Below are 26,380 nucleotides of genomic sequence, written 5' to 3'. Positions count from 1 at the left end.
GAAGAAAAGTTTCCCCCCGGGCCCCCCTTCCAAAGACTTTTATAAATAATGACGGTGAGTCACAGGCATTATGAGAAAGCTTAGGAAGGGGAGAGCGCGAGAGGGGAGAACCCTTTTTAAAGGGTTTCCCCTCTCGCACTTTCTTCTCATAAAATAGGAGCTCTTATGAGCGGGAATACCTTTGGCACTGTTTTTCGTCTGACCACGTATGGCGAGTCCCATGGCCCGGCCCTTGGCGGCGTGGTGGACGGTTGTCCGCCGGGGGTGCCGCTCGATGCCGCCCTTATCCAGCGCGACCTGGACCGTCGCCGTCCCGGGGCCGGGGGACTCACCGGCACGGCCCGCAAGGAGCCCGACGCCGTGCGCCTGCTGTCCGGCGTTTTCGAGGGCGCAACCACCGGCACGCCCATCGGGTTCGTGATCGAGAACACCAACCAGCGTTCCCGGGACTACGAGGAAGCCAAGAACCTGCTGCGCCCCGGCCATGCCGACGGCACCTATCTGGCCAAGTACGGCCGGCGCGATTATCGCGGCGGCGGCCGGGCCTCGGCTCGCGAAACCGCCGCCCGGGTGGCCGGCGGGGGAGTGGCCGGCGCGTTCCTTGCCGGCTGCGGCATCGAGGTTGCGGCCTACACCGTGGAATTCGGCGGCATTCCGGCCGATATCGTGGACATTGCCGGCGCGGCGGACCGGCCTTTTTGCGCCCCGGACCCGGCCATCGTGCCGGCCTGGGAGGCCCGGGCCAAGGAAGCCATGGCTTCGGGCGACAGCCTGGGCGGCATCGTGGAGGTTACGGCCACGGGCGTTCCGGCCGGGCTTGGCGAACCGGTCTTCGACAAGCTCGACGCCAGGCTCGCCTATGCGCTGATGGGCGTCGGCGCGGTCAAGGGCGTGGAAATCGGCAACGGGTTTGCCGCCGCGCGCCTGGCCGGCTCCGCCAATAACGACCCCATCGTCACCCCGCCCGAATCCAACCATGCCGGGGGGATACTGGGCGGCATCTCCAATGCGCAACCCGTGGTGGTGCGGGCGGCGGTCAAGCCCATCCCGTCCATTGCCGTGTCCCAGCGCACCACGGACATCGCCGGCAATCCGGCGTCGATCGTGGTCGGTGGCCGGCATGACCGCAGCGCCATTCCGCGCGTGGTGCCGGTGCTTCGGGCCATGGTGCTGCTCGTTTTGGCCGACATGGTGCTTCTGCAGCGCACGGTACGCTAGTGTGGCGGGGCGTTCACGGACACGCGAGGGTGTTGGCCGTGTCCGTACATCCGACAGTTTTTGCAAAGAAAATTTGCTGAAAATTCATGGTCGGTTAGGTGACGTAATTCCTGTTTCCTTTTGACCCGTCGCGGCTTTTTACTGCCCCAATTCTGCCCATCATTTCAACACACTGAAATAATTTATTATTTTAATGAATCTCACGCTCCAATCAGGCTTTTGGAACACGGGAAACTTCCTGTTTTGTCTTGTATTCTTCCGCAATTTCTCGTACTCTTTCAATAACCTGTGGGTTTCTTGATATTTTTCTCGTGGTGCGATCTTTGCTTAATTGACGCCTGCACGGACGTTTCGTCACGCAATACGCCGATTCCAGCCGGGTCATGAGGGTCGTGGGTCACCGTGGCCGGGTTGCAGGCGACGATTATTCCCGCTGCCGCAAGATCGCGCTGCCGCATAAAGAAGGAGGCGAATATGGATGTACCGAGCAAGAGCAACAAAGCCTGGCAAGAAATTGTGACGGGAAAGAAAACCTACCAGCTCAAGTTCCTTGCCGCCAAGATCCTGCTTGGCCGCCTGACGCGAGCGGTGAAGGAAGACCCTTCGCCGGACAACATCGGCGCCAGCGTTGATCAACTCTATGCTATTTTCGCCAACAATGTGAATATGCCAAGCGTTCAGGACGATCTGAAAACCATCTTCGGCTAGGAGGGGAAAGCGACATGCGACAAACTATTTCCAAAGTAGCTGATGTCAGGCAGTTGATCGAGTCGGGACGCAAGCTCCTTCTGGCCGGTGACGAGGATGCCCTGCGCCAGTTGCCCCAGGGCGATTGGATAGGCGGCACGATTCCGTACTTCATTTCCAGCGACAAGGGCGGCATGTCCAGCCGTGAGCTCATCTGCGCCACGGACATCACCGACATCGTCACGTCCATCGAGATTGTCGCCTACGACGAAACCAGCCTGGCCCGCGTCTACGCCGAGGGTCCCAAGCACGGATTCAGCTTCATCATCATTCCGGCGGCCAGCAAGACGCACCTGTCTTTTGCCCTGAACGCCCCCAACTATAAAGATTTCGGTATCCGGCCGCTGATCGGCTGGGTCGCGGGCGTACACCTGTCCGACCTGGGCAAGAAGACCCCCAAAATCATCAACGGCCGCACCGGCGAGGTGCGCGAGGAAGGAGCCCTGGTGCTCCAGGCCCAGCTGCCCGAGGGCAAGGTGGCCGAAATCGGCATTCTCAACCTGTTCGAGCAGGGCGACGGCGACATCCTGACCTTCACTTCCGACGACTTTGCCGCCAAGGACGTGATGGTCAACGGCGAAAAACGCAACTTCGCCGCCTACATCGTGAAAAACAAGCTCGACACCAAGCTGCCGCTCGTAGCCGACTACTACGGGGCCATAGTCAACATCAGCTTCCAGGATGTCGACGAGGTGGAAGGCCAGGTGAAGTTCTACGCCCCGGTCTTCTCCGGCATCCGCTACAAGCACGCCAAGCCCGTGGCGGATTACGTCAAGGAATTCAACAGCCGCCTGAACAAGGAATGCTCCATCGAATCCTCCCGGGTGGCCTTCTCCTGCAACTGCATCCTCAATTACCTGTATTCCGAGCTGGAAGGGAAAAAGACCGATCCCTTCACCGGGCCGGTCACCTACGGCGAGATCGCCTATCAGCTTCTCAACCAGACCTTGGTGTATCTGGAGATCATGGACGTTTAGCCGCCAGTCGCCGAAGCGCGACCCACACCCAAGCCCATCGGGACCCATCGTTTAAGCGATGTCTGCTGGGCCGCCACCGTCAACCGGAAGGCGGACCGACGTTTCCGCGGCGTCGGGGCGGCCTCGCGGACCAGGCGATAGTCCTCGAGGAAAGGAAGGCCGTGAGCCGGGCGCAAGCCGGGCAAGCGGCCTTCCCCATTTGCATCCCCCACAGGGCGAAGACCGGGGGGAAACCTTTCTTGCAGAAAGGTTCTCCCCCCAGGCCCCCCTTCCAAAGACTCTTAACGGTTACAGACTGTTATCGTGATTGCGCCTGTAATCGTTGAAATTTTTTGGGAGGGGAGAGCGCGAGAGGGGGACCCTTTTTTCAAAAAGGGTCCCCCTCTCGCACCTCTTTCCCTTCTTCCCCTCTCCCCTCACGACGTCTCGTCGGCGCGGCGCAGGGCGTTTATCTTGTCCACGAGGTAATTTTCCAGTTCGCGCCGGTCCTTGCGCAGGCGCACCAGTTCCGCCTCCAGCAGATGCATCTTCTCGGCCATGGCGGCGTTTTCGCCGCGCACCGCCCCGAGCTGCTCCCGCAGCCCCTCCACCGTCTCCTCGGGCAGGGCCGGCTGGACCGGCGGAAAATGCTGCTGGAACTGGGCCATGATCGACCGGGCGATTTCCGTGCCGATGCCGGCGGCCATGGCCATGACGGCCGGCTCGCCGCCGGAAAAGGCCGCTTCGCCTGCGGTGATGGTCGTTGCGGGCGAAGCGGGCGCGGCGACAGTGGAAAGAACCGCCTCGCCGGCCGCCTCGTGGGCCACGTTGACCGGAAACTGCCGCATCAGCTCGGCCCGCACGTCCGCCGCCGAGAGCCCCTGGCCGAGCAGCCGGCCGATGGCCTGGAAGACTTCCACCGCCTCGGGGCGAAACCGCTTGCTGCGTCCGCGCCCGACGCTCGGCAGCACCTCGTCGAAGCGGTTCTTCCAATAGTGGAGCGTGGATTCCGGCATATCCAGCAGCTTGGCGATGGCGGCCACGGAGTACAGACGATTTTCCGACACGGCGCATTCCCCGGAGCTATTTTATACACGGTCGCTGGGGGGAAACCTTTCTTGCAGAAAGGTTCTCCCCCCAGACCCCCTTTCCAAAGACGCTTCAAAGGGTGGATATCCGCTGCAACACCTTAACAGATAAAAAATTGAGAAAGGGACGCGAGCGAAAGGGCAGCCCCCTTCCCGAAGGGCTCCTTCTCCCGCATCGCCTATACCCTAGGAGCGGCCCGCGTCGGGTGTCAAGACGTCGACATCTTGCCGGACGGCGGACAACGGCGTAAGTTTCGAATGTTACAAATCCACCTGCGTTGTGACGCATCCGCGCACAATCGTCGGCGAACGCAGCCAATTCTCCATGGAGTCGTAACCCTGGCTGGCTATGCCTTGTATGGTTTGACCAGTGGCTATGCGCCCCGTCTTCCTAGACGCCATCCCCCGAGGTGATGACATGGAACAAAGCGAACGTCCCCGCATCTTTTCCCTGGCCCCATCCTTTGGCGGGCCTGTCACGCGCCGCGCCGTCGCCCTGGCCGAGCCTTTTCTGGCCAAGGCTCTGTCGCTTGCCCCCATCGAGGACATCTACCGGGCCATTCCGAACGGCCTGGACGGCGGCTCCTTCGTGGACGCCGTGCTCGATGCCATGAACGTGCGCGTGCGGGCCGCGACCGAGGAACTGGAGCGCATCCCCAAATCCGGGCCGGTGGTGGTGGTGGCCAACCATCCCTTTGGCGGACTGGAAGGGCTGGTGCTGGCCAAAATGCTTTTGGCCGTGCGCCCCGACACCCGGATCATGGCCAATTTCATGCTCTCCCGCATTGCGGAGTTGCGCGATCTTTTCGTCTTCGTCGACCCCTTCGGCGGCTCCTCGGCCACGGGCAGCAACATCCGGCCTCTCAAGGAATGCCTGCACGTGTTGCGCAAGGGCGGCCTGCTCGGCATCTTTCCGGCCGGAGCGGTGGCCCACCCCCACCTGGAAAACGGCCGGCTGACCATCGGCGACCCGGCTTGGAGCGCCACCGTGGCGAGGCTCGTGCGCAAGACCGAAGCCACGGTCGTGCCCATCCATTTTGGCGGCCGCAACAGCCGGCTGTTCCAGGTCCTGGGCCTCATCCACCCCCTCGTGCGCACGGCCATGCTGCCCCGGGAATTCTGCAATAAACGCGGCCGCACCGTGGAAGCCCGCATCGGCACCCCCATCCGTTACAACCGCCTGGCCAAGGTCTCGACCTGCGACGAGGAAGCCGATGCCTGCATCACCCGCTACCTGCGCCTGCGCACGGAGCTCTTGCGCAATCGCCCGGACAGGCCTCTGCGCCGGCCGCCGCTTTTCCCCCAGAAAAACGCCGGCCGCCAGGAAGCGCTCATCCCGCCCGTGAGCCCGGACCTGCTGGCCGACGAAATCGCCTCGCTTGCGGCCGGGGCGGTCCTGCACCAAAGCGGCGAGTTCCAGGTCATCGAGGCCAAGGCCGTGGACATCCCCCTGACGCTGCGCGAAATCGGCCGGCTGCGCGAACTGACCTTCCGCCGGGTGGGCGAAGGCACGGGCAAGGCCTGCGACCTCGACGGGTTCGATCCCTTCTACCGCCACCTGTTTTTGTGGAACGCCGCAACACGCGAAGTGGCCGGCGCCTACCGCATCGGCCGCACCGACGAGCTTTTGACCGAAAAAGGCCCGCAGGGGCTTTATACCAGCACGCTTTTCGTGCTCAAGGCCGCCTTTTTCTCGCGCATAAGCCCGGCGCTGGAGATGGGCCGGTCCTTTGTGCGGCCCGAGTACCAGAAAAGCTACTCGCCGCTTCTGCTCTTGTGGAAGGGGCTGGCCCAGATGGTGGTGCGCGAGCCGCGCTACCGGGTGCTTTTCGGCCCGGTGAGCATCACCAACGACTACAAGCACGCCTCCAGGCGGCTTATCGCCAGCTACTTCGAGGGCAACGTCACCAATCCCAACCTGGCCCGGCTGGTGCGCCCCAAAACGCCCCTTCGCGGCCAGACCTGGCTGGCCCGGGCGGCCCGGACCCTGGTCGAGGACCTCGACGACCTGCTGGCGCTTATCGACGACATCGAGGCCGACCGCAAGGGCATCCCGGTGCTTTTGCGCCAGTACCTGAAGCTTGGCGGCAAGATCCTGGCGTTCAACGTGGACAAGGGTTTCGCCGACTGCCTCGACGGACTGATCGTGGTGGACCTGCTCCAGGCCGACCGACGCCAGCTCGAGCGCTACATGGGCAAGGCCGGGCTGGCCGGTTTCATCGCCTACCACGAAGCCCAGGCGGCCACGGCCGACACGCCGGCGGAGCATTGCGCCTAGTGTCGCGTTCTCGAAATTCGTGCATACGAATTTTGAGAGTAATATATTTAACTAATTATTTTTTCTCTAAAAAATATTGTCATATTTTTTAGAGAACGCCACACTAGGCTTTTCGCGCTTTCCCGAACGCCAACGGAAAAAAGCCGGAGGGAAGACATCCCCCCGGCTTTTTTGCGCCTGGATAGGCCTCACGCGCCTACCCGGCCCCGTCGTCCGAGTCGTCGTCATCGGGCCGCGCCGGACGCGACAGCAGGAGCCAGCCGCCAAGGCCCAGGACGAAGACGGCCACGCCCCCGGCAACGCCTCTGGAACGGCCAAGGCCGGAAAACCACTCTTCCAGCTTTTCGGCCAGGACCAGTCCCTTGCCGCCGAACGCCTCCATCCGGCGGTTGTAGGCCTTGGTGTCCTCCAGACGCTGCGGGTAGGCCACGCCGTCGATGACCACGTAGCCCGACGTCTCCGCGCCAGCGCCGGCCCGCTGCCATATCCAGGCGGACAGGCCGAGGCCGACAAAAAGGAGGCAAACACCGCACAAGCGTCTGCCCCAGGCTTTTCGGGACGGGCCCGGCACGCCCGGCGTCAGGTTGTCGCACATTTTGCCAACGTACCTTAAGCGCCTACCGGCCCTCGGCGGCCTTGGCCGGGGTGTAGTCGCACAGGGGCTCCGGGGCCATGTAGTTGCCGGACATGGTGTGGGCCCTGGCCCGGCAGCCGCCGCAGACGCGGTGGTATTCGCACACGCCGCACTTGCCGAGATACTCGTCCTTGTTGCGGAACTGGAGAAACTGGGGCGAGGAGCGCCAGATCTCCGGGAACGGCGTTTTGCGCACATTGCCGCAGTCGAGGTCCAGATAACCGCAGGGCTGCACCTGGCCCACGGCCGAAATGAAGCAGAACCCCGTGCCGCCGAGGCAGCCGCGCGTCATGGCGTCCATGCCGAAGGTGTCGGGGCTGACGGTCACACCCTCGGCCTTGGCCCGCTGGCGCATGATGCGGTAATAATGGGGGGCGCAGGTGGCTTTCAGGTGCATGCTGGTGGTCTTGCGGAAATCGTAGAACCAGTTGAGCACTTCCTCGTATTCCTTGGCCGTTATGATCTCGGCCCCGAGCTCCACGGCCCGACCGGTCGGCACGAGCAGGAAAATATGCCAGGCGGCGGCCCCAAGCGCCTCGGCCAGCTTGAATATTTCCTTGAAGTTTGCCATGTTATGCTTGGTCACTGTGGTGTTGATCTGAAACTCCACCCCGGCCGACTTGAGGTACTCGATGCCGCGAAGCGCGCCTTCGAAGGCCCCGGGCACGCCCCGGAAGGCATCGTGGTCGGCGGCGTTCGGCGCGTCGATGGAGATCGAGCAGCGGGCGATGCCGGCATCGCGGATTTCCCGGGCGTTTTCGGCGGTGACGAGCGTGCCGTTGGGAGCCATGACGCAACGCAGGTCGCGGCTCCTGGCATGGCGCACCAGCTCGAAGATGTCCGGGCGCAACAGCGGCTCGCCGCCGGTGAAGATGATGATGGGGCTGCCGGTTTCCGGGAATGTGTCGATAAGGGCCTTGGCTTCGGCGGTGTCGAACTCGCCGGGCCAGGGATCGAGGCAGGCCTCGGCCCGGCAGTGCTTGCAGGCCAGGTTGCAGGCCCGGGTGACCTCCCAGGCGATGAGCCGCAGGGGCGGCATGCCGGCCGGGCCGGCGGGATGCGCATTGTGGGGATGACTGTGGCCGTTGGCGTGGGGATGCTGCATATGGGGATCTCGGACCCGAAGGCGGCCGGACGGTCGCCGGGTCCCCTCCTTTGTGGCGTGATGTGCGCGCGGCCGCGCTGGCGGCATGCGCGCGCGACCGGACGGTTCGCTTGATATAATGGTTGGCCGCCCGGTGGCAAGGCGGACGGGCGTATCGGGCACAAAAGCCCGGGCATGGGACCTCATGCCCGCAACACGAAAACCCGGAGGTATTTATGCGCCAGGCGTTTCGCCTGCTTGCCCTGTTGCTGCTGCTGGCGGTGCCCTGCACCGGTCAGGCCGGCGAACAGGCCTTTGGCCTCACAGCAAAACAGATCGACCTCGTCCGGCTGCTGCCGCCGCCGCCCGCCGTGGGATCGGCCAGGCAGCGGGAGGAGATGGCCCTGCTCATGACGCTGCAACAATCCCGCACCCCGGCCCAGGTCGCCCTGGCCCAGGCCGACGCCATGCGCTCCGTGTTCCGGTTCGCCGACGCCATAAGCCCGGCTTTTTCCGCCGCCGAGCTGCCGGTCACGGCCGCTTTTTTCGACAAGGTCCGCCACGCCGCCGACCTGCTCCTCGGCCCGGCCAAAAAACATTTCGACCGCCCCAGGCCCTACGCGAGCAATCCGGCGCTGACGCCCTGCCTGCACAGGCCGGGAAACGCCTCCTACCCCAGCGGCCATTCCACCTTCGCCACCGTCATCTCCATCCTCCTGGCCAACATGCTGCCCGAGGATGCGGACGCCATCTACGCCAGGGCGGAAGTCTATCGGTTCAATCGGGAACTGGGCGGCGTGCACTACCCGAGCGACGTGACGGCCGGGCGCATCGCCGGGACCGTCATCGCGGCTCTTCTCTTCGACGACCCGGCCTTTACGGAAGCCTACGCCAAGGCCCGGGCCGAAACACGCCGGGTCCTCGGCCTGCCGCAATAACGCAAGACGTCCCCGAAACCCAGGCCGGGTTCTCGGGGACGTCCTCGTGCGGGAATGCGGGCGCGCCGGCCCGGAGCCTCGGCTATTTCGACAGCCAGGGCAGCGCTTTTTCGGCGAAATAGGTGATGATCATGTCCGCCCCGGCCCGCTTGATGGAGGTCAGCGACTCCAGGATGGCCCCCTTGCCGTCGAGCCAGCCGTTGCCGATGGCGGCCTGGAGCATGGCGTACTCGCCGCTGACCTGATAGGCGGCCAGGGGCACGTCGAAATTGTCGCGCAGAAGGCGCAGCACGTCGAGATAGGGCATGCCCGGCTTGACGATAAGGATGTCCGCGCCCTCGGACAGGTCGGCCGCGGCCTCGCGCAGGCCCTCGCGCACGTTGGCCGGGTCCATTTGATAACCGCGGCGGTCGCCGAAGGCCGGCGTGCTGTCGGCCGCGTCGCGAAACGGCCCGTAAAAGCACGAGGCGTACTTGACGGCGTAGGACATGACCGGAATGTGGGTGAAGCCTGCCTCGTCGAGCGCCATGCGGATGGCCCCCACGCGCCCGTCCATCATGTCCGAAGGGGCGACGATGTCCGCGCCGGCCCGGGCATGGCTCACGGCCGTCTTGGCGAGCAGTTCCAGGGTCGGGTCGTTTTGCACTTCGCCGCGTCCGTCGATCAGGCCGCAGTGGCCATGGCTCGTATACTCGCACAGGCACACGTCGGTCACCACGACCAGTTCGGGATAGGTCTCCTTGAGGCGCATCACGGCCTTTTGCACGATGCCGTCGTCCGCGTAGGCCCCGGAGCCGACCGGATCCTTTTTCTCGGGCAGGCCGAAAATAATGGCCGAGCGCAGACCATTGTCCATGGCCGCGCCCACCCGCGCCGTCATGCGTTCCACGGAAAGCTGGCTCTGGCCGGGCAGGGAGGCGATGGGGCGCTCGAAGTCCCGGTCGTCGGTATCGACCACGAAATAGCCCTGGATGAGATCGGCCGGACGCAGTTCGGTTTCGCGCACCATGTCGCGCAAAAAAGGCGTACGGCGCAGCCGGCGGCCGCGATGAAAATCGCCGAAAACCATGACAGTCCTCGCTTCGCTAACGTTGGATCAATGTTTACGGACAGGGAAAAACGCGCCCACGATGTCGTCTATCTGGTCCTGGCCGGCGGCGGCCAGTTCGGGCAGGCGCTCGGGAGCGAGACCAAGCATGTCCCAGGCTTCGGGTTCGAGGGTGGGCACCATGGACGAGGCCGGCGGGGTATGCCCCAGGGCCACGGCCATGATGTCGGCCAGATGCAGGATGGCCGGCTCGATGTCGCCCGGACAGGCCGAGGGCTTGTGGTGGCAGGTGACGATGGCCACCAGCGCCTCGGGAAATTTCCAGGCCCGCAGCAACAGCCCACCGACCAGAGGATGGGCGAAGCCCACCACCTCGTTTTCGGCCACGAAAAGGGGCGTCATGTTGGCCTTGGCGTAATAGATGGCTTCCACCGCTGCGTGGGGCAGCTTTTTAAACAGCACCAGCCGGCCGATGTCGTGCAGAATGCCGGCCACGAACAGCCGCTCGCCGCCGTTTGTGCCCACGGCGTCCCCGAGCAGCCGGGCAAAGACGCCGACGGCCACGGAATGCTCCCAGAACGTGCGCATGTTGATCAGTTCCGGGGGGATGTCCTTGAAGGCGTTCATGGCCGAAATGCCAAGCGCCAGGGTGGAGACTTCCTGGCCGCCGAGGACCATGACCGCCCGCGAGATGGAGTCCACACGGTGGGGCAGGCCGTAAAAGGGGCTGTTGACGAGCCTGAGAAGCTTGGCGGTGAGGCTCGTGTCCTTGCTGATGACGTCGGCCACCTGGCCGGAGGAGCTTGAAGGCGAATCGAGCACCTGGCGGATCTTGAAATAGATGTCCGGGAACGAGGCGAGCTTCACCTCGCTGTCCACGAGGTCGTCGACCCCGCCCTCCTCGCGGAAAAAGAGATCCCCCATGGACTCGGCCCGGGGATTGGGGGGGATGTCCGGGGGCAGGCCCGCGCCGGAGGCAAGCGCCCGCGCCTGATCCAGCACGGCGGTCTCGAACAGGGCGATCACGGCCGGGTGCGACATGTCGTTGGCCAGGAAACGGCGGAAAACATGGGTGGCGCTTTGCTCGATGAGCGCCGACGGGATGTCCGCCCCCCCGGGCGCGTCGCCCGATGTGCCGTCGGCCACGTCCGCGCCGGCCACGCCCCGCGTGCGCAGGCTCCCGATATGGCTGTCAGTAAGTGTCATCCCCTTGGGCAACAGCATGTTGCCGTCAGGCCCAAAGAGGTCCGACGCCAAGGTCATGCCCGCCTCCAGCGCGTCCAGGGGTAACCTGCCCACGATGTGCTCCTCCGCTTACGCCCGCCCAATAGGCCGCTTCACGTACTTTCCTTCATATTCTTTTTTACCGGACATGGTCAACAGGCGCGAGAACGCTTTACAGCCCCCTTCCCGGGGAGTATGACCGCCGCCGTAAAGCAACCGTCACTCTACGGACGCAAACATTTCGGGGGACCGTTTCATGAGCGCATGCGTGGCATCGCTGGCGACCGCCAAGGAAGCCAGGAAAATCGTGGAAGCGGAGGCCGTGCCGGCTGTGGCCGCCACCGCAACGGACGACAAGGCCCGCCTGGCCATCGCCCTGGAAGCCCTTTCGGCCATTGCCGGAGAAAACGACCTGACCTGCGTGCGGACGCTTTTCCGTATGCGCCGCCAGGCCGAAAAGGCGCTTTTGCGCATCAGGGGCTCCCGCAACGACCAGCATACCCTGTTTTAACCGCCCGGGGCGGCCGCGCCGCCCCGCCCCGCCGGCTTTTCGCCAGCGCGAATGCGAGAGGGGGACCCTTTTTGAAAAAAGGGTCCCCCTCTCGCGCTCTCCCCTCCTAAAAACTTCTAACGGTTACGGGCAGCGTAACGCTAACAGGCTGTTCTCGTTAAAAGTCTTTGGAAAGGGGGCCCGGGGAGCTTGCTGACAAAGCCAGATGAATCAGGCTGCTGAAAAGGTTCGAGTGCAAGGCGCAAAAAGACTCCAAGACCGACGCGTAGATAACTACGCGAGGGTTTGGAGTCTTTGAAGCAACGCAGCAATCGGGCCTTTGTCAGCAGTCTGGGGGGGAGAACCTTTCTGCGAGAAAAGTTTCCCCCCGGCACGTCTTTTCGAATTTTACTCTTCAGGGCGGATTTCGTCGTCGGTCAGGTAGCAGGCCGGATCGGGCGCCCAGACGTCGCCGGTGACGGCTTCGGCCCGGGCCCGGAAGTTGCCGCCGCAGATGGCAAGATAACGACAGGTGGCGCAGCGCCCGGTGACGTAGCGCTTCTTGTCCTTGAGCTTGGCCAGCAGTTCGATGTTCGGATCGTCCCAGATCTCGGAAAACGGCCGCTCGCGCACATTGCCGAAGACGTGGTGCCGCCAGAACTGGTCGGCGTGGACCTTGCCGTCCCAGGAGATGCAGCCGATGCCCCGGCCGGAGCTGTTGCCTTCGTTAAACGAGAGCAGCTCCGCCACCTCGGCCGCGCGCTTGGGGTCCTCGCGGGCCAGGCGCATGTGGACGTAGGGACCGTCGGCGTGGTTGTCCACGGTGAGCACTTCCTTGGGGAAGCCCGCGTCGTGCAGGGCCCGCGTGTGGTCCATGATCAGGTCGACCAGGGCCCGCGTGGCCGTGTGGTCCAGGTCTTCCTTGATAAGCTCCGAGCCGCGCCCGGAGTAGACCAGGTGGTAAAAGCAGATGCGCGGCACTTCGAGGTCGCGCAGCAGGTCGAAGAGAAGCGGCACATCGCTGGCGTTGCGCTTGTTGATGGTGAAGCGCAGTCCGACCTTGAGCCCTTCCATCTGGCAGTTTTCGAGGCCGGCCAGGGCTTTTTTGTACGCGCCCGCAACGCCCCGAAAGCGGTCATGGACCGCCTCGCCGCCGTCCAGGGAGATGCCGACGTAGGACAGGCCGACCCCTTTGAGCTCCCGGGCCTTTTCGCGGGTAATCAGCGTACCGTTGGTGGAGATGACGGCCCGCATGCCCCGGGAGGTGGCGTGGGAGGCCAGCTCGGTCAGGTCCTTGCGCACCAGCGGCTCGCCGCCGGAAAAAAGCATCACCGGAGCGCCGTAGGCGGCCAGATCGTCGATCATGGCCTTGGCTTCCTCGGTGCCGATGTCGTCCACGCCCTCCGGGTCGACGGCCTTGGCGTAGCAGTGCACGCACTTGAGGTTGCAGCGCCGGGTCATGTTCCAGACCACGACGGGCTTTTTGTCCGCGGAAAACTGAAGCAGGTGCGACGGGAGCTTGCCCGATTGGCGGCCGTAGCGCAGGGCGTCGGAAGGCTCCACCCCGCCGCAGTAAAGCTTGGATATGCCGATCATGAAAAATCCTCTGTTTCGTTGGGTGGGAAGGCCCTATACTACATTTTCGACCAGCGCGGTAGGGGGTTCACCCGGTTACGGCCTTCTGGCGGTCATGAGAAACACGGTGAATTCCCGCACGGCCCCGTCCCTGCCCGGCCGTTCGATGGTGGCGGCGGTGGTCGCGTCGATGTCCGTAAACCCGCATCCGGCCAGCATGTCGGCCAGTTCCAGGCGGTCGAAGCCGAAATGGTAAACCCCGTCGTTGTCGGGATGAAACACCCCGCCTTCGCTGTCCAGGTCGGCCAGGGCCAGGCGCGCCCCCTTGCCCGCGGCCTTGAAAAGCCGGTCCAGCACGGGCGGGATATTCTCGACATGATGCAGGGCCATGGCGCTGCCGATGAGGTCGTAGGTCCCGGGCAGGGGGTCCCCGGCGCCGATGTCGGCCAGGATGGTGGCCACGTTGTCGAGGCCGACCGCCTCGATCTTGGCGTCGAGGGCGGCCAGCATGCCCGGCGAGGTATCGAGCCCGGTGACGCGCTGGCAGCGCCTGGCCAGCTCCAGCGTCAAAAGCCCCGTGCCGCAGCCGAAATCCAGGGCATCGGGCACGGTCTCCCGAAAAAGCCCGACCCGTTCCATGGTGGCGGCGATGTCGCCGGCCAGCTTGCGGCGGAACGGATTGGCGTCCCAGGCCTCGGCCCGGGCGTTGAAAAGCGCGACGTTGTCATCCATGCCTGTCTCCCTACAGCCGATGGAGCGGCCGAAAAAAAACGGCCAATCCGCGATGCGCGGCGGCCTTTGCCCTCGACCAGATTCCCGGCGCGGCGTCAAGGAGGAAATGTCAGGACGGGTCGGAAACGGACGGCGTCTGCCGGCGGGACCGGTCCACGGCGTCCGTGATCTTGGCCAGCAGTTCGTCGAGGTCGCAGGGCTTGAGCAGGTAATCGGTCGCCCCGGCGGCCAGGCCGTCCTTGGCCGCCTCCTCGGAACCATGGCCGGTGAGCATGATCACGGGCATGGACGGGACCATCTTCTTGAAAATCTTGAGCACCTCGATGCCGTCCATGTCCACCATCTTGAGGTCGCACACGGCCGCGTCGCAGGCGTTTTCATGCAGCGTGCGCACGGCCTCGGCCCCGGAAAGCGCCACCATGATATCGAGGCCCCGCCGCCGCAGGCGCTTGGCCAGCACTTCGGTGAAGCCGGCCTCGTCGTCGATGAGAAGAACCCGCAACGGTTTGTCACTCATGACCGCTTGAAACCCTATTGGATGCTGTTGTCCGGGGGAGGGGACTTTTTGAAAAAAGTCCCCTCCCCCGGGCCCCCTCCTTCAAAAACTTTTATCGGGGGGGAATGGTTGCTTCACTGCATTGCCGCAAAACGCACTTACGGCTTTTCCGGCCCGGCGCTTGACGCGTTGGGTCCGGAAGGCGCGGCCGGGGCCTGGGGTTCGGGATAGCCGGCCGAGGGCAGGGAGATCCGGAAAGTCGCGCCCTGTTCCGGGGCCGATTCCACGGTGATCTCGCCGCCGAGCTTTTTGACGATGCCGTAGCAGATGGAAAGTCCGAGCCCTGTGCCCTTGCCCACGGCCTTGGTGGTGAAAAAGGGCTCGAAAATGCGGGCGGCCACGGCCTTCGGTATGCCATGCCCGGTGTCGGACACGACAAGCTCCACATGATCGCCGGCCAAACGGGTGGCCAGCGTCAGGTCGCCGCCGTTTTTCTCCATGGCGTCCATGGCATTGTTGACGAGGTTGAGCACGAGCTGCTGGAGCTCCGAGGGCGAGCCGGCCACATGGGGCAGGTTCTCGGCCAGATCGGTCTTGATGTGCACGTTGACGTAGCGGGCGCGCTTGTCGGACAGCTCGGCCATCTCGGCCACCAGGGCATTCAGGTCCAGTTCCTTGATGCGCTCGTCGGTCTTGCGGGCGAAACTTAAAAGCTTGTAGGTGATTTCCTTGCAGCGCGTGCCCTGCAGGCGGATCTGGTCCAGGGCCCGGCGCATTTCGGCCATGTTCTCGGGCGTGCCGTAGTCGTCGTCGGTCAGGATGTCCGTCACCCAGCCGGCCTCTTCCATCATGATGGCCACGGGATTGTTGATCTCGTGGGCGATGCCGGCGGCCAGCTCGCCGACCGAGGCCAGCTTGCCGGCCTCGATGACCTGATCGTTTAAAAGATCGCGCTCGGCGTCGGCCGTGGCGATGCGCCCGACCATGCGCCGGGCCAGCCACCAGGCGGCGACGAAAACCAGCACCGCGCCCACGGCCACGATGACGATGGCCAGCACCCTGGCCCGGTAGAGCGAGGCAAAGGCGTCGGCCTCGTCCTGCTGGTAGACCAGGGCCCAGTCCCCGCCCTTGAGCGTGGCCGCGACGTAAAGCACCCGATGCCCCGAGGCCGGGGACTCGTGGGTGAACACCATGACCTGATCGGCGGCCATGGCCGGCGCATCGCCCGTGCCGCTCCAGATCTTCCTTCGCAAGAACGGCGCGTCGGTTTGCAGGCCGCGCTTGGGCGTGGTTTGCAGCTCGCCCCGGGCGCTTAAGATAAAGGCCTGCCCCGTGGCCCCCTGACCGATATTTTCCACAAGCTTGTTGAAGGCGGCGAAGTCGATGGTGGAGCGCAGAATATATTCCTGGCCGTCATGGGCACGCCGCACCGCCACCACGAAATGGGGCAGCCCCCGCAGCCCGAGGAACACGTCGCTTATGGTCACCTCGCCTTTCTGGGCGGCGGCGAACCACGGCGAATCGGCGTAATCGGCCCGGCCCAGGCGGTAGGGCCCGGCATAGGACACGAGCGCCCCGGCGGCATTGACCAGCCCCAGGTCCACGAACACCCCGCCGTGCTCTTTTTGCATGGTGGCCAGGAGCCCGCCCAGGGCGCCGTCGTCGGTCAGCGAGGAAAACGGCGTCAGATCGGCCAGCACCCGCAGCTCGGCGGCGGATTCGCGCAAAAACGCCCCCACCTGCTGCGTGTGCTTGAGCACCAGCTCTTCCAGGTGTTCCACAACCTTGGCCCGGTAGGCGGTATGGAACTGGTAGCCGAGCATGACCGCGCAGGCCAAAAGCGGGGCCAGAGCCACCACCGCCACCCAGGCCACCATACTGCGTGTCAGGGACTGATAATAATGGCGGTCGCTCAAAGGCTGCCTCCAGCGGCGGCGGGCGGAATGGCGGTGGCCAAATACATGAAAAAAGCATACGTCTCCGGAAAGGCTTTTACAAGCGGCCAGGAATCGTCCGTGACCCCGACCGGCGGGAGGTGTGCAGGCATGGCCGAGGGCGTGATCGATCTCAAAAAGCAGTTGCGGGATTTGAAGGCCCACGAGCACTTGGCCGGATTCACCGGGTTTCGTCTCGACCTGGGCCTTGGCGACGCGCCCAAGGAAGGCGTGCTCAAGATCGCGGAATTCGTCCGGCCCGACGCCTCGGGCTACCTCACCCTGACCTTTCAGACCGATCCCGACCCCGAGCCGGATCGCCGGGCCGCCCTGGCCGGCCTCTTCGACCGGTTCGGCCGGTTCGCCCAGGCGGCCGACGCCGTAACCGGCGCCAAGCGCTTCGGTCAGGGGTTCGAATACATCATGATCGCATCGCAGGGCCTTGCCGATGGCGATCCGTGGTTCGTGGTGGACATGGACTTCTATTATAAGAATCTGGCGGGACGGCTGCGCCCCCTGATCGAGGACGCGGTGCTGCCGGGGCTTGCCGGGGTGATGCCCGTGACCTTCGAGCCCGTCAATTGGTGGGACTGATCGCCCGGAGGCGACACGCGGCATTGGACGCCGCGGCGCTTTTGCTCTACCAGTGACGCGAGGCCGCGCGTTTACGGCCGAACGAGCGGCGTTTCCCCTTGATGCCCCTTGATGCGGACGCGCCGTTTTTGGTGTCCAAATGCCGGGACCGGTTTCACCGCATCCCGAAAACACGGGGCGCGGTCCGCGCCCGCCCCGGAGACAGCGACACGCTTCCATGCCTGCCGGATCACAACGACAACGCCTGCTCACCGCCGCCGTGGGCCTGCCGGTCCTGGCCGTGGCCGTGGCCGCCGGCGGCTGGTTTCTGGCCATCCTGACCGCCGTGGCCGCCGCCCTGGCCATGCGGGAATTTTTCGCCATGACCGGCCGGCCCGGACCGGTTCTCGAAGCCATCGGCCTGGTCCTCGGGCTTATCGTCGTCGGCAGCGCCGTCCTTGGCGGCTGGCCCGTGGCCGGGGTTGCCCTGGGGCTGGCCTTCTGGATCGAGCAATTCACGTTCCTGGGCCGTTTCGCCGCCCGGGGAGAGACGGCCCCGCCGCGCGCCGCGTTGGCCGCCGCACTCCTCTACGTCGCCTTTCCCCTGCGGTTTCTCTGCCTTTTTTCCCCACTGGAAACGGTATTCATCCTGGCCGTGGTCATGGCCGCGGACACCGGGGCCTATTACGCGGGGAGCCTTGTCGGCGGTCCCAAGGTCTGGCCGGCGGTCAGCCCCGGCAAGACCTGGGCCGGAACCTGCGGCGGACTTCTGGCCTCGGCGCTCGTCGCTTCGGTCTTTGCCGCGTCCACGCGTTTCGTACCCGGCCCGCTGGCGCTGGCCGGCTTTGGCGTGATCGTTGCCGGCGTTTCCCAAATGGGCGATTTTTTCGAATCCGCGCTCAAGCGCGCCGCCGGCGTCAAGGACTCGGGCACTGTGCTCCCTGGGCATGGCGGCGTGCTCGACCGCATCGACGGGCTGTTGCCCGCCATCCTGGTTTATGCAGCCGGCCGGCCCCTGCTCGGGCTGGGGTAAAGGAGGTCGTCAGGCCATGGATGATGCCGCTGCCGCGCCGCCGGGCGACCGCGAGGCCCGCTTCGACGCCTGCCTGGAACGTCTGGAGGAATTAAAGGCCGTCAAAGCCCGCCGGGAAGTGCTGGAAGAACGGGTTTTCCTGGAATTTCTCAAGGCCAACCGGAGCCGGATCAACGAATTTCCCCTGCTCGAAACCGAGCAGCAGGGACTCATGGACATGCTGCTGCGCCGGGCCGAGGGCCTGCATCCGGGGCACGAGTACGTCAAGGAACGCTTTTCCGCCTACTTGATCGAGCTCAACCACTACGGCAAGGCCAAGGCCGTGGGCGATGCCGCCGCCAAGCAAAAGCTGGCCCGACGCCTGGAGCGCGAGGAGATCATCCTGGTCAAGTGCCTCCAGGGCGTGGTCTACGCCTCGAGCCTGATCAAGGACAATTTCAGCGACGCGGTCATCCGCCACTTCGGCGAGGACTCCCTGACCAAGATCGACGAGATCACTTCCACCCTGGTCTTCGACGAGCTCTACTGGCGGGCCTACATCGAGCGCTTCATCAAGGAAGAGGTGCGCGGGGCCTACGACGATATTCTGGCCGAACGCCGCTATCGCATCTCCCGCGAAGGTCAGCTCCTCATCCTGGCCTTTCCCTTCGACGCGGTGCTGCAAAAGCTCAAGGGCACCACCAAGGCCATCTCCAAGACCCGCGTCCAGACGGCCTTTGACGAAGCCGTCTCCTCCACGGAGGGCCAAGGCCTTTTCGAAACCGCCCTGTCGGTGCTCGCCCGGGCGGAGATTCCCCAAGGGCAAAAGCGCCCGGACCGCGCCGAAGCGGCTTTCGCCGCCCAGGTGGCCACCATGGACGCGGTCACGGTGGAGTACCGCACGGCCGCCGGCGACGCGGAGGCCGGGGCCGACGCCGCCCAGGAACTGCGCGCCAAACAGATCGTGGCCCTTTGCGTGGGCGCGGCGGCCTCCCTGCGGGTGGTGCGCGAGGACTTCGCCCGGGCCCTGCGGGATTTCCCCCCCAAGGAAGCGGCCTGGATCGTCCAGATGGCCGGCTCCTTCGACGCGCCCCACCTGGGCCTCATGCTCGAACAGATCATGGAACTCGACTTCGCCCACCTGCTGCGGGAAAAGGGCGCGGCCGACGCCGGGCGCATCCAGATCAAGACCGCCCGCACCCGGCGCGCCCCCAAGGACGCCGTGGACGCGCTGGCCGAAGCCGGCTTCAACAAGGTGCGGCGCAAGCAATTTTTCGAAGACGACGGCGACGCGCCCGAGTTCTCGCTCTTCCGCCCCAGGAATCCGGCCGAAATGCAGGAGCGCCTGCGCCTGTTCCAGATCGAGCCCGAACTGACCCGGTCCCTGGTGGCCTTGTGGGAGATGGCCTCCCACAAGGTCGACCTCTACGTCTGTATCAACCTGGCCGCGCTCGGCAAGGTGGCCGCCAACCTGTCCGCCCGCATCACCGAAATCCTCGGCCGCTACGGCATCGCCCTGCCCGGGGCCGCCGAGCCGGCCAAAGCCAACCGCGACGCATGACCCAATTTCCCCAAAACGCGACACCGTCCCCCGCCTCACCCGGCGCGGGTTACATCACCTCCCTCGACGTGCCGGCCCCCACCCGCCCGAGGCGGCTGGCCGTGCTCGGCGCCACCGGCTCCATCGGCGTCAGCGCCCTGCGCGTGGCCGCCGAACATCCGGACAAATACGCCGTGACCGCCCTGGCCGGGGCCACCAACGTGGCGCTTCTGGCCGAGCAGGCGGCGACCTTCCGGCCGCCGGTCCTGGCCGTGCTGACGGACGAGCGCGCCGACGCCCTGCGAAAGCGCCTGCCGGCCGGCTACGCCCCGGACATCCTGGTCGGGCCGGAAGGCTACGCCGCCCTGGCGGCGCTTCCCGAGGCCGACGTGGTCGTTTCGGCCATTGTCGGCGCGGCCGGGCTTTTGCCGACGCTTGCCGCCGTCGCCGCCGGCAAGGTGGTGGCGCTGGCCAACAAGGAGTCCCTGGTCCTGGCCGGCGACCTCATCCGGGAAACGGCCCGGCGCACCGGCGCGGTCATTTTGCCCGTGGACTCCGAGCACAACGCCCTGTTCCAGGCCATGGGCGGCGCGGGACTCCCAGATCTGCCCCTGGTCGAACGGCTGGTGCTGACGGCCTCGGGCGGTCCCTTCCGCACCCGGGAAACCGGGGAGCTGGCCGCCGTCACCCCGGCCATGGCCCTTGACCACCCCACCTGGGCCATGGGGCCGAAAATCAGCGTCGATTCGGCCACGCTCATGAACAAGGGCCTGGAGGTCATCGAGGCCTGCCGGCTCTACGGCCTGCCCGTGTCCATGGTCGACGTGGTGGTCCATCCCCAAAGCATCGTCCATTCCCTGGCCCAGCTCCACGACGGCTCGCTTTTGGCCCATCTGGGGCCGCCGGACATGCGGGTGGCCATCGCCTATTGCCTGGGCTATCCCGAGCGCCTGCCCCTGGCCGTGCCCCGGGTGGATCTGGTGACGCTCGGCAGCCTCACCTTCGAGGCCCCGCGCCACGACGCCTTTCCCTGCCTGGGACTGGCCCGGGACGCCCTGGCCGCCGGAGCGAGCCACACCGTGGTCTTAAACGCCGCCAACGAGGTGGCGGTCGCACTTTTCCTGGAGGGCCGCCTTCCCTTCATGGGTATTGCTTCGGCCATCGCCGACGCCCTTGACGCCCATGCCGGGCAGGCGCTTCCCGACGCGGCGTCCATCATGGACCTCGACGCCCGGGTGCGCCGGCGGACAATGGAGGCGGCAAAACCCGCCTGATGGCATTGCCTCGCCGCCAAAGTCGCTTATTATAATGCATCGGCCATGGGCCCGCCCCGGGATGTTCCGGGAGCCGGCCGGCCGCGCAAAACCCGCCCCTGACGCCTGAAAACCGCCAGGGAGCACCCGAGTAGGCATGATCCAAAGCATCGTCGCCGTGGCCCTGGTCCTGGGGGGCCTCATCTTCTTCCATGAACTGGGGCATTTCCTGGCCGCCCGGGCCTTCGGCATGGGCGTGGCCACCTTTTCCCTGGGCTTCGGCCCCCAGCTCCTGGGTTTCACCCGGGGCAAAACCCGCTACGCGCTTTCCGCCATTCCGCTTGGCGGCTACGTGCAGCTCGTGGGCCAGGACCCGGACGATCCCGTGCCGGACGGCTTCTCGCCGCAGGAAGAGTTCAAGCTGCGCCCGGCCTGGCAGCGCATGATCGTGGTGGCGGCCGGGCCGCTGTTCAACTTTTTCCTGGCCTGGCTGCTCTTCTGGTGCCTGCTCGTGGCCGAGGGCCGCTTCGAGATGCTGCCCGTGGTCGGCCAGGTCCAGGCCGACAGCCCGGCCGAGAAGGCGGGCATCACCGCCGGCGACACCGTCACGACCATAAACGGCGCGCCCGTGGCCAACTGGGAAGAGATGGCCAAGTCCATCCGGGGCGGCGGCGGCAAGTCCGTCACCCTCACCGTGCGCCGCGACGGCAAGGACCTGACCTTCACCCTGACCCCGGCCATGCGCACCATCAAGAACCTCTTCGGCGAGGAGGAAAGCGCGCCCCTGGTCGGCATCGTGGCCTCGGGCAAGACCCGGGCCGTGCCCATGGGCGCGGGTTCGGCCGCCGGCGAGGCCGTCAGCCAGACGTGGAACGTGGTGGCGGTGACCTACACGGGTCTTTTGAAGCTCATCGAGCGGGTGGTGCCCCTGGACAGCCTCGGCGGCCCCATCATGATCGCCCAGATGGTCAGCAAGCAGGCGGCGGAAGGCATCGGCAACGTGGTGGCCCTGGCCGCGCTTATAAGCGTCAACCTCGGCGTGCTGAACCTGCTCCCCATTCCGGTCCTCGACGGCGGGCATCTGCTTTTCTACACCCTGGAAATCATCATGCGCAAACCGGTCAGCCCCCGCATGCGGTCGCTGACCACGCGGCTCGGGCTGGCCTTTCTCATCGCGCTGATGCTTCTGGCCACGGTCAACGACATCCGCCGCCAGATAAGCGTGCTCAATGGCTAAGGCGCGCCCCTTGCCGGCCGAAGGGCCGCTGCTGGTCGTAAGCGGCGTCTCGCCGCGCCTGACCGTGCTGCTGGGCCTGCCCGGACAGGACGTGCTGGTCCGGGAAAACACGGGCACGGGCCATTCGGCCGCGGTCCTGGCCCCCATGATCGCCGACATGCTGACGGCGGCGGGGATTGCCCCGGCAGACCTTGCCGGCATCGCCTGCGTGCGCGGCCCGGGCAGCTTCACCGGCATCCGGGTGGCCCTGGCCACGGTCCTCGGCCTGTCCATGGGCTCCGGCGCGCCCATGGCCGGCCTCGACTACCTGCCGCTTCTGGCCGCCTCGGCCGCGCGCCATGCCACCGGCGCGGTCATCGTCATCACCCATGCCCGAAGCGGGCAGGTCTATCTCCAGTCCTTCCTGGCCGACGGCGAGCTGGCCCCCATGGGGCCGCCCGAATCGCTTTTTCTCGAGACCGCCGCGGCCCGCGTGGCCGAGGGCGCGGCGGTCGGACCGCTTACCCTGGTCGGCGATGGCGCGGCCCGCTACCGGGCCGCCCTGCTCGAGGCAGCGCCCATGGCCGCCATCCCCGAGGACGGCGACCGACCGGACCCGGACACGGTGCTGGCGGCGGCCAGACAGGCCGACTACGGCCCTGACCAGGTGGAACCGCTCTACCTGCGCCCCTGCGACGCCGAGGAAAACCTGGTCGCCCTGACCGCCGTCCGGGGGCTTTCCCCGGAAACGGCCCGGACCATGTTCCACGACGCGGTCACAAGGGAATGAACTTTTTGGGAATGAGAAGAGTATGCGAGAGGGGAAACCCTTTAAAAAGGGTTCTCCCCTCTCGCGCTCTCCCCTTCCTAAACTTTATAACGACAACAGTAGCAACGATACCATCCAGTCACGACGAAGCGTCTTTGGAAAGGGGGTCCGGGGGAAGAACCTTTCTGCAAGAAAGGTTTTCCCCCGGCTCTCCCCCTCGGCTCTTCCCTCCAAAAGCGCCAGCCCTGCGCGCCTTCCACGAGTCCCTCCCGACCCGCGAACTGCTGCGTCAATTTCGCGACGCCCGGTCCAGTTTCGAACAACAGCTGTAAATCGAAGCGATTAGCCTTTCCTCGCGTTATCGCCGGACAAGATGGCTGCGTCGGGAAACCGACGTATCCGGCCGTACGCCACGAAAAACGCCGCACCGTTTCCCGCGAAACGCCGCTGCCGGCTGCCATGGTATTTTTTCTTTCGGCCCGCAGGACGCTAAAGAATCGTTTTTCCGGCGTCGATAAGAACGGTGAAATCACGCTACCGGTTGTCCTCGGCCGAGGGCCCGCGGCCGCAACCGGACAAGCACAAAGGGCAAGGACGCCCGCATCCATTTCAAGGAGGAAACAACCATGTCGCTGACCATCAATTACAACGGTATGGCCGCCAACGCCGCCCGCAACCTTTCCAACTCCTACTCCTCTCTGGCCACTTCGACCCAGCGCCTGTCATCGGGCCTGCGCATCAACACCGCCGCTGACGACGCCGCCGGTCTGGCCATTCGCGAGCTCATGCGCTCGGACGTCGCCGCCATCAACCAGGGCGTTCGAAACGCCAACGACGCCATCTCCATGATCCAGACCGCCGACGGCGCGCTCCAGGTCGTGGACGAAAAGCTCATCCGCATGAAGGAACTGGCCGAACAGGCTTCCACCGGTACCTACACCTCGGATCAGCGTCTCATCATCGACTCCGAATACCAGGCCATGGCCTCGGAAATCACCCGAATCGCCAGCGCTACGGACTTCAACGGCATTTATCTCTTGAACGGCAACCTGTCCTCGAGCACCCACAGCGGATCGACCCTCAATTCCAGCGGCAAGCTCAAGGTGCACTTCGGCTCCGGCAACCAGAGCGCCGAGGACTACTACTACGTCCAGATCGGCACTTCCACCGCTTCCGCCCTGGGCGTGGGCCTGGGCGCCGCATCCGGCGCTACCGGCCGCAGCATCTCCACCCAGGAACTGGCCCAGAAGGCCCTCGACGCCATCCAGACGGCCATCGTGTCCAAGGACAAGATCCGGGCCAACCTGGGCGCCCTGCAAAACCGCCTGGAGAACACCATCTCCAACCTGCAGGTCCAGAGCGAAAACCTGAAGGCCGCCGAATCCCAGATCTCCGACGTGGATGTGGCGACCGAAATGACCCAGTTCGTCAAGAAGCAGATCCTGACCCAGTCGGCGGTGGCCATGTTGTCCCAGGCCAACTCCCTGCCCAAGATGGCCATGCAGCTCATCCAGGGTTAAGCCCCGGCTTCATGACCGGTCGGGCCGCGGGGCACGGCCCGACCGGTTTGTGGCATAAGAGTTGCTTAGATCCGACCGGAATCTCCCGTATGGGAACAACTCTTTTTTCAGGGTAGCGAAATGTCCAGCACGGTCAGCGCCTACACACCAGTAACCAAGTCCGGCCAGGTCAATTACACAGGGCTTGGCAACGGCACGGATTTCGACTCCCTGATCACCAAGCTCGTCCAGGTCGAGCAAAACCGCATCACCACGCTGCAAACCTGGAAACAGTCCTGGACCAAAAAGCAGGACGCCTTCCTGGAACTCAACACCAAGCTCCTCGCGCTCAAAAGCACCCTCGAGGGCATGGACACCGAGGGTGAATTCCTGGTCAAGGTGGCCAATTCCACCAATTCCACGATCCTCACCGCCACCACCAGTTCCGGCGCGGACAACGGCTCCCACGTCATCGAGGTGAACCGCCTGGCCACGGCCAAGGCCATGGTCACCCAGGTCGCTTTCTCCGACCCCAACCAGTCCATCAACATAAACCCCACAGACCAGACCTTCGCCTACACCTACAAGGGCACCACCTATTCCAACAACATCGGCACCAACTGCTCCCTGAACGACCTCGCCAGCATCATCAACAACGACGCCAACAACCCCGGCGTCAAGGCCAGCGTCGTCTATGACGGCTCCGGCTACTTTCTCCAACTACGCGGCATGGATACCGGCGATGCCGCCACGCTGACCATCGACTCCAGCACCACCCTGCCCTATTTCCAGGCCTCCGATTTCGACACCATCACCTCCAACGCCAGCGCCTTGCTCAAGCTCGACGGCTGGCCCACGGGCGCGACCAGCTACATTACCCGGGAAAGCAACACCGTCACCGACCTCCTCCCCGGCGTCACCCTCAACCTCAAAAGCACGGGCACCATCACCCTGGCTGTGTCGACCGACACCACGGCCGTCAAACAGAACATCCAGACCTTCGTCGAACAAATGAACACGGTGCGGTCCATGTTGCAGGACCTTACCAAATACGACTCCACGACGTCGAAGGCGTCCATCCTGACCGGCAACTACGGCCTGCAGCTCATCGACACCAACCTCAAGACCGCCGTGGCCGGCAAGGGCGTCGGGTTCGACTACACCGAGGACACCTACTCCGTGCTGTCACAACTCGGCATCTTCACCAATGCCAACGAAGGCGCCAAAAACGAGGGACTGCTCTACATCAGCAACGCCACCCTCAATGCCATTCTGGCCTCCAACGCCACCAAGGCGGCCGAGTTGTTCTCCGCCAGTTACGCCGGCCGCACGGACAGTTCCGAATTTTCCATCGCCTCCTACCTCAAAGGCACGACCAAGTGCGGCACCTACGAGCTGTCCTACACCACCGACGCCAGCGGCAAGATCACAGCCGCCACGATCAACGGCCATCCGGCCATCTTTCACAGCAATTCCAACCTGATCACCGGCATGCACGGCTATGACGAAGCCGGCCTGGTGCTCAAGGCCATCGACGTCTCGGCGGGCACACACACCGGCACTGCGGCCCTCAAGCAGGGCAAGACCGGCCAGTTGGTCGACCTGCTCGGCGAATTGACCAATTCCACCAGCGGTCCCCTGCACATCCTCGACAAGAACTACGACGACATCACGCACATGATCGACAACAAGATCTCCTTCGAGCAGCGCCGCATCGCCACCTACGCCTCCAACCTGCGCAAGCGCTTCGCCAAGGTCGACTCCCTGCTCTCCACCTACAACCAGCAGCAGAACCAGCTCGCTTCGGCCATAAAAAACCTCTCCTCCTCCAGCTCATAACCGGAAGGAAACCGAACCGCGCCACGGCGGATACCATATGAGACGATTGCCCCCGCTTCCGTAGCGGCCAAGGCGGCCTCGCGCCGCCGCTGGCGGACATCGCCCGGATGATTTTTTCTTTTCTTTGTATTTCAATTAATTAAAATCTAAAACATCCTCCAGCCGCGTTTCTTCTACGACAGCACCCTTCAGTTTTCTCCGGCATCACCGATAAGTGTGAAAACAGGGAGAAAGCGC

Annotated in this window: 23 protein-coding genes; 14 read left to right on the top strand and 9 right to left on the bottom strand. The window is 64.8% G+C overall.

Going from position 1 to position 26,380, the window contains the following annotated elements; translation table 11 throughout:
* Nucleotides 1-165 precede the first annotated feature (165 nt).
* From aroC to ACMZ6R_RS10410, 3 genes are all read left to right on the top strand, one after another.
* A complete protein-coding gene (gene aroC, locus ACMZ6R_RS10420) occupies nt 166-1,218 on the top strand; it encodes a chorismate synthase (protein WP_416111090.1) in 1,053 nt (350 codons plus the stop codon).
* Nucleotides 1,219-1,692: 474 nt separating this feature from the next.
* Entirely contained in the window at nt 1,693-1,926 is a 234-nt protein-coding gene (locus ACMZ6R_RS10415) for a hypothetical protein (RefSeq protein WP_416111088.1), read from the top strand.
* A gap of 14 nt (nt 1,927-1,940) precedes the next feature.
* Nucleotides 1,941-2,942 (top strand): DUF6976 family protein, encoded by a 1,002-nt coding sequence (locus ACMZ6R_RS10410; protein ID WP_416111086.1) that lies wholly within the window; start codon nt 1,941-1,943, stop codon nt 2,940-2,942.
* Nucleotides 2,943-3,358: 416 nt separating this feature from the next.
* On the opposite strand, the gene ACMZ6R_RS10405 is transcribed toward ACMZ6R_RS10410, so the two are convergent.
* Nucleotides 3,359-3,988, bottom strand: a complete 630-nt coding sequence (locus tag ACMZ6R_RS10405; RefSeq protein WP_416111084.1) for a helix-turn-helix domain-containing protein — start codon at nt 3,986-3,988, stop codon at nt 3,359-3,361.
* 439 nt (nt 3,989-4,427) lie between these two features.
* Here ACMZ6R_RS10405 and ACMZ6R_RS10400 point away from each other — a divergent pair, with 439 nt between their 5' ends.
* Nucleotides 4,428-6,287: a lysophospholipid acyltransferase family protein gene (locus tag ACMZ6R_RS10400; protein ID WP_416111082.1), complete on the top strand. Its 1,860-nt coding sequence runs from the start codon at nt 4,428-4,430 to the stop codon at nt 6,285-6,287.
* A gap of 196 nt (nt 6,288-6,483) precedes the next feature.
* Here ACMZ6R_RS10400 and ACMZ6R_RS10395 read toward each other — a convergent pair whose 3' ends face one another.
* Together ACMZ6R_RS10395 and ahbD are read right to left on the bottom strand one after the other, a co-directional pair.
* Nucleotides 6,484-6,882: a hypothetical protein gene (locus tag ACMZ6R_RS10395; RefSeq protein WP_416111080.1), complete on the bottom strand. Its 399-nt coding sequence runs from the start codon at nt 6,880-6,882 to the stop codon at nt 6,484-6,486.
* A 22-nt stretch (nt 6,883-6,904) separates the two neighbouring features.
* Nucleotides 6,905-8,026 carry a heme b synthase gene (gene ahbD / locus ACMZ6R_RS10390; protein ID WP_416111079.1) on the bottom strand — a complete coding sequence of 374 codons (1,122 nt, stop codon included), beginning with the start codon at nt 8,024-8,026 and terminating at the stop codon, nt 6,905-6,907.
* Between the two features lie 215 nt (nt 8,027-8,241).
* On the opposite strand from ahbD, the gene ACMZ6R_RS10385 reads away from it, so the two are divergent.
* Nucleotides 8,242-8,943, top strand: a complete 702-nt coding sequence (locus tag ACMZ6R_RS10385) for an acid phosphatase (RefSeq protein WP_416111078.1) — start codon at nt 8,242-8,244, stop codon at nt 8,941-8,943.
* An 82-nt stretch (nt 8,944-9,025) separates the two neighbouring features.
* Here ACMZ6R_RS10385 and hemB read toward each other — a convergent pair whose 3' ends face one another.
* Nucleotides 9,026-10,012: a porphobilinogen synthase gene (gene hemB, locus ACMZ6R_RS10380; RefSeq protein ID WP_416111077.1), complete on the bottom strand. Its 987-nt coding sequence runs from the start codon at nt 10,010-10,012 to the stop codon at nt 9,026-9,028.
* A 27-nt stretch (nt 10,013-10,039) separates the two neighbouring features.
* Nucleotides 10,040-11,290, bottom strand: a complete 1,251-nt coding sequence (locus ACMZ6R_RS10375) for an HDOD domain-containing protein (RefSeq protein WP_416111075.1) — start codon at nt 11,288-11,290, stop codon at nt 10,040-10,042.
* Between the two features lie 181 nt (nt 11,291-11,471).
* Here ACMZ6R_RS10375 and ACMZ6R_RS10370 point away from each other — a divergent pair, with 181 nt between their 5' ends.
* Nucleotides 11,472-11,726, top strand: a complete 255-nt coding sequence (locus tag ACMZ6R_RS10370) for a hypothetical protein (protein ID WP_416111073.1) — start codon at nt 11,472-11,474, stop codon at nt 11,724-11,726.
* Nucleotides 11,727-12,113: 387 nt separating this feature from the next.
* Here the strand turns inward: ACMZ6R_RS10370 and ahbC are convergent, their stop codons facing one another.
* The 4 genes from ahbC to ACMZ6R_RS10350 all read right to left on the bottom strand — a co-directional run bounded on the left by ahbC (nt 12,114) and on the right by ACMZ6R_RS10350 (nt 16,424).
* On the bottom strand, nt 12,114-13,301 hold the full coding sequence (gene ahbC, locus ACMZ6R_RS10365) for a 12,18-didecarboxysiroheme deacetylase (protein WP_416111071.1): 1,188 nt from the start codon (nt 13,299-13,301) through the stop codon (nt 12,114-12,116).
* 75 nt (nt 13,302-13,376) lie between these two features.
* Nucleotides 13,377-14,012: a class I SAM-dependent DNA methyltransferase gene (locus tag ACMZ6R_RS10360; protein ID WP_416111069.1), complete on the bottom strand. Its 636-nt coding sequence runs from the start codon at nt 14,010-14,012 to the stop codon at nt 13,377-13,379.
* Nucleotides 14,013-14,121: 109 nt separating this feature from the next.
* The gene (locus tag ACMZ6R_RS10355; RefSeq protein WP_416111067.1) at nt 14,122-14,529 is read right to left on the bottom strand and encodes a response regulator; all 408 of its coding nucleotides are present in this window, start codon (nt 14,527-14,529) and stop codon (nt 14,122-14,124) included.
* A gap of 137 nt (nt 14,530-14,666) precedes the next feature.
* A complete protein-coding gene (locus ACMZ6R_RS10350) occupies nt 14,667-16,424 on the bottom strand; it encodes a sensor histidine kinase (protein WP_416111065.1) in 1,758 nt (585 codons plus the stop codon).
* 129 nt (nt 16,425-16,553) lie between these two features.
* Here ACMZ6R_RS10350 and ACMZ6R_RS10345 point away from each other — a divergent pair, with 129 nt between their 5' ends.
* The 8 genes from ACMZ6R_RS10345 (at nt 16,554) to fliD (ending at nt 26,143) form a co-directional block, all read left to right on the top strand.
* On the top strand, nt 16,554-17,036 hold the full coding sequence (locus ACMZ6R_RS10345) for a hypothetical protein (RefSeq protein ID WP_416111063.1): 483 nt from the start codon (nt 16,554-16,556) through the stop codon (nt 17,034-17,036).
* A 217-nt stretch (nt 17,037-17,253) separates the two neighbouring features.
* Nucleotides 17,254-18,048: a phosphatidate cytidylyltransferase gene (locus ACMZ6R_RS10340; protein ID WP_416111061.1), complete on the top strand. Its 795-nt coding sequence runs from the start codon at nt 17,254-17,256 to the stop codon at nt 18,046-18,048.
* A 16-nt stretch (nt 18,049-18,064) separates the two neighbouring features.
* Nucleotides 18,065-19,588: a hypothetical protein gene (locus ACMZ6R_RS10335; protein WP_416111059.1), complete on the top strand. Its 1,524-nt coding sequence runs from the start codon at nt 18,065-18,067 to the stop codon at nt 19,586-19,588.
* A complete protein-coding gene (gene dxr / locus ACMZ6R_RS10330) occupies nt 19,585-20,841 on the top strand; it encodes a 1-deoxy-D-xylulose-5-phosphate reductoisomerase (RefSeq protein ID WP_416111057.1) in 1,257 nt (418 codons plus the stop codon). The genes ACMZ6R_RS10335 and dxr overlap by 4 nt, the downstream gene beginning before the upstream one ends.
* A 136-nt stretch (nt 20,842-20,977) precedes the next feature.
* Nucleotides 20,978-22,057, top strand: a complete 1,080-nt coding sequence (rseP, locus tag ACMZ6R_RS10325) for an RIP metalloprotease RseP (RefSeq protein WP_416111055.1) — start codon at nt 20,978-20,980, stop codon at nt 22,055-22,057.
* Nucleotides 22,050-22,826 carry a tRNA (adenosine(37)-N6)-threonylcarbamoyltransferase complex dimerization subunit type 1 TsaB gene (gene tsaB, locus ACMZ6R_RS10320; RefSeq protein WP_416111053.1) on the top strand — a complete coding sequence of 259 codons (777 nt, stop codon included), beginning with the start codon at nt 22,050-22,052 and terminating at the stop codon, nt 22,824-22,826. The genes rseP and tsaB overlap by 8 nt, the downstream gene beginning before the upstream one ends.
* A 605-nt stretch (nt 22,827-23,431) precedes the next feature.
* Nucleotides 23,432-24,325 (top strand): flagellin, encoded by an 894-nt coding sequence (locus tag ACMZ6R_RS10315; RefSeq protein WP_416111051.1) that lies wholly within the window; start codon nt 23,432-23,434, stop codon nt 24,323-24,325.
* 120 nt (nt 24,326-24,445) lie between these two features.
* The gene (gene fliD / locus ACMZ6R_RS10310) at nt 24,446-26,143 is read left to right on the top strand and encodes a flagellar filament capping protein FliD (protein WP_416111049.1); all 1,698 of its coding nucleotides are present in this window, start codon (nt 24,446-24,448) and stop codon (nt 26,141-26,143) included.
* Nucleotides 26,144-26,380: the final 237 nt, after the last annotated feature.

Source organism: Solidesulfovibrio sp. C21 (assembly GCF_047785625.1).
Lineage (GTDB): Bacteria > Desulfobacterota > Desulfovibrionia > Desulfovibrionales > Desulfovibrionaceae > Solidesulfovibrio.
This window is presented reverse-complemented; position numbering and strand designations above follow the sequence as displayed.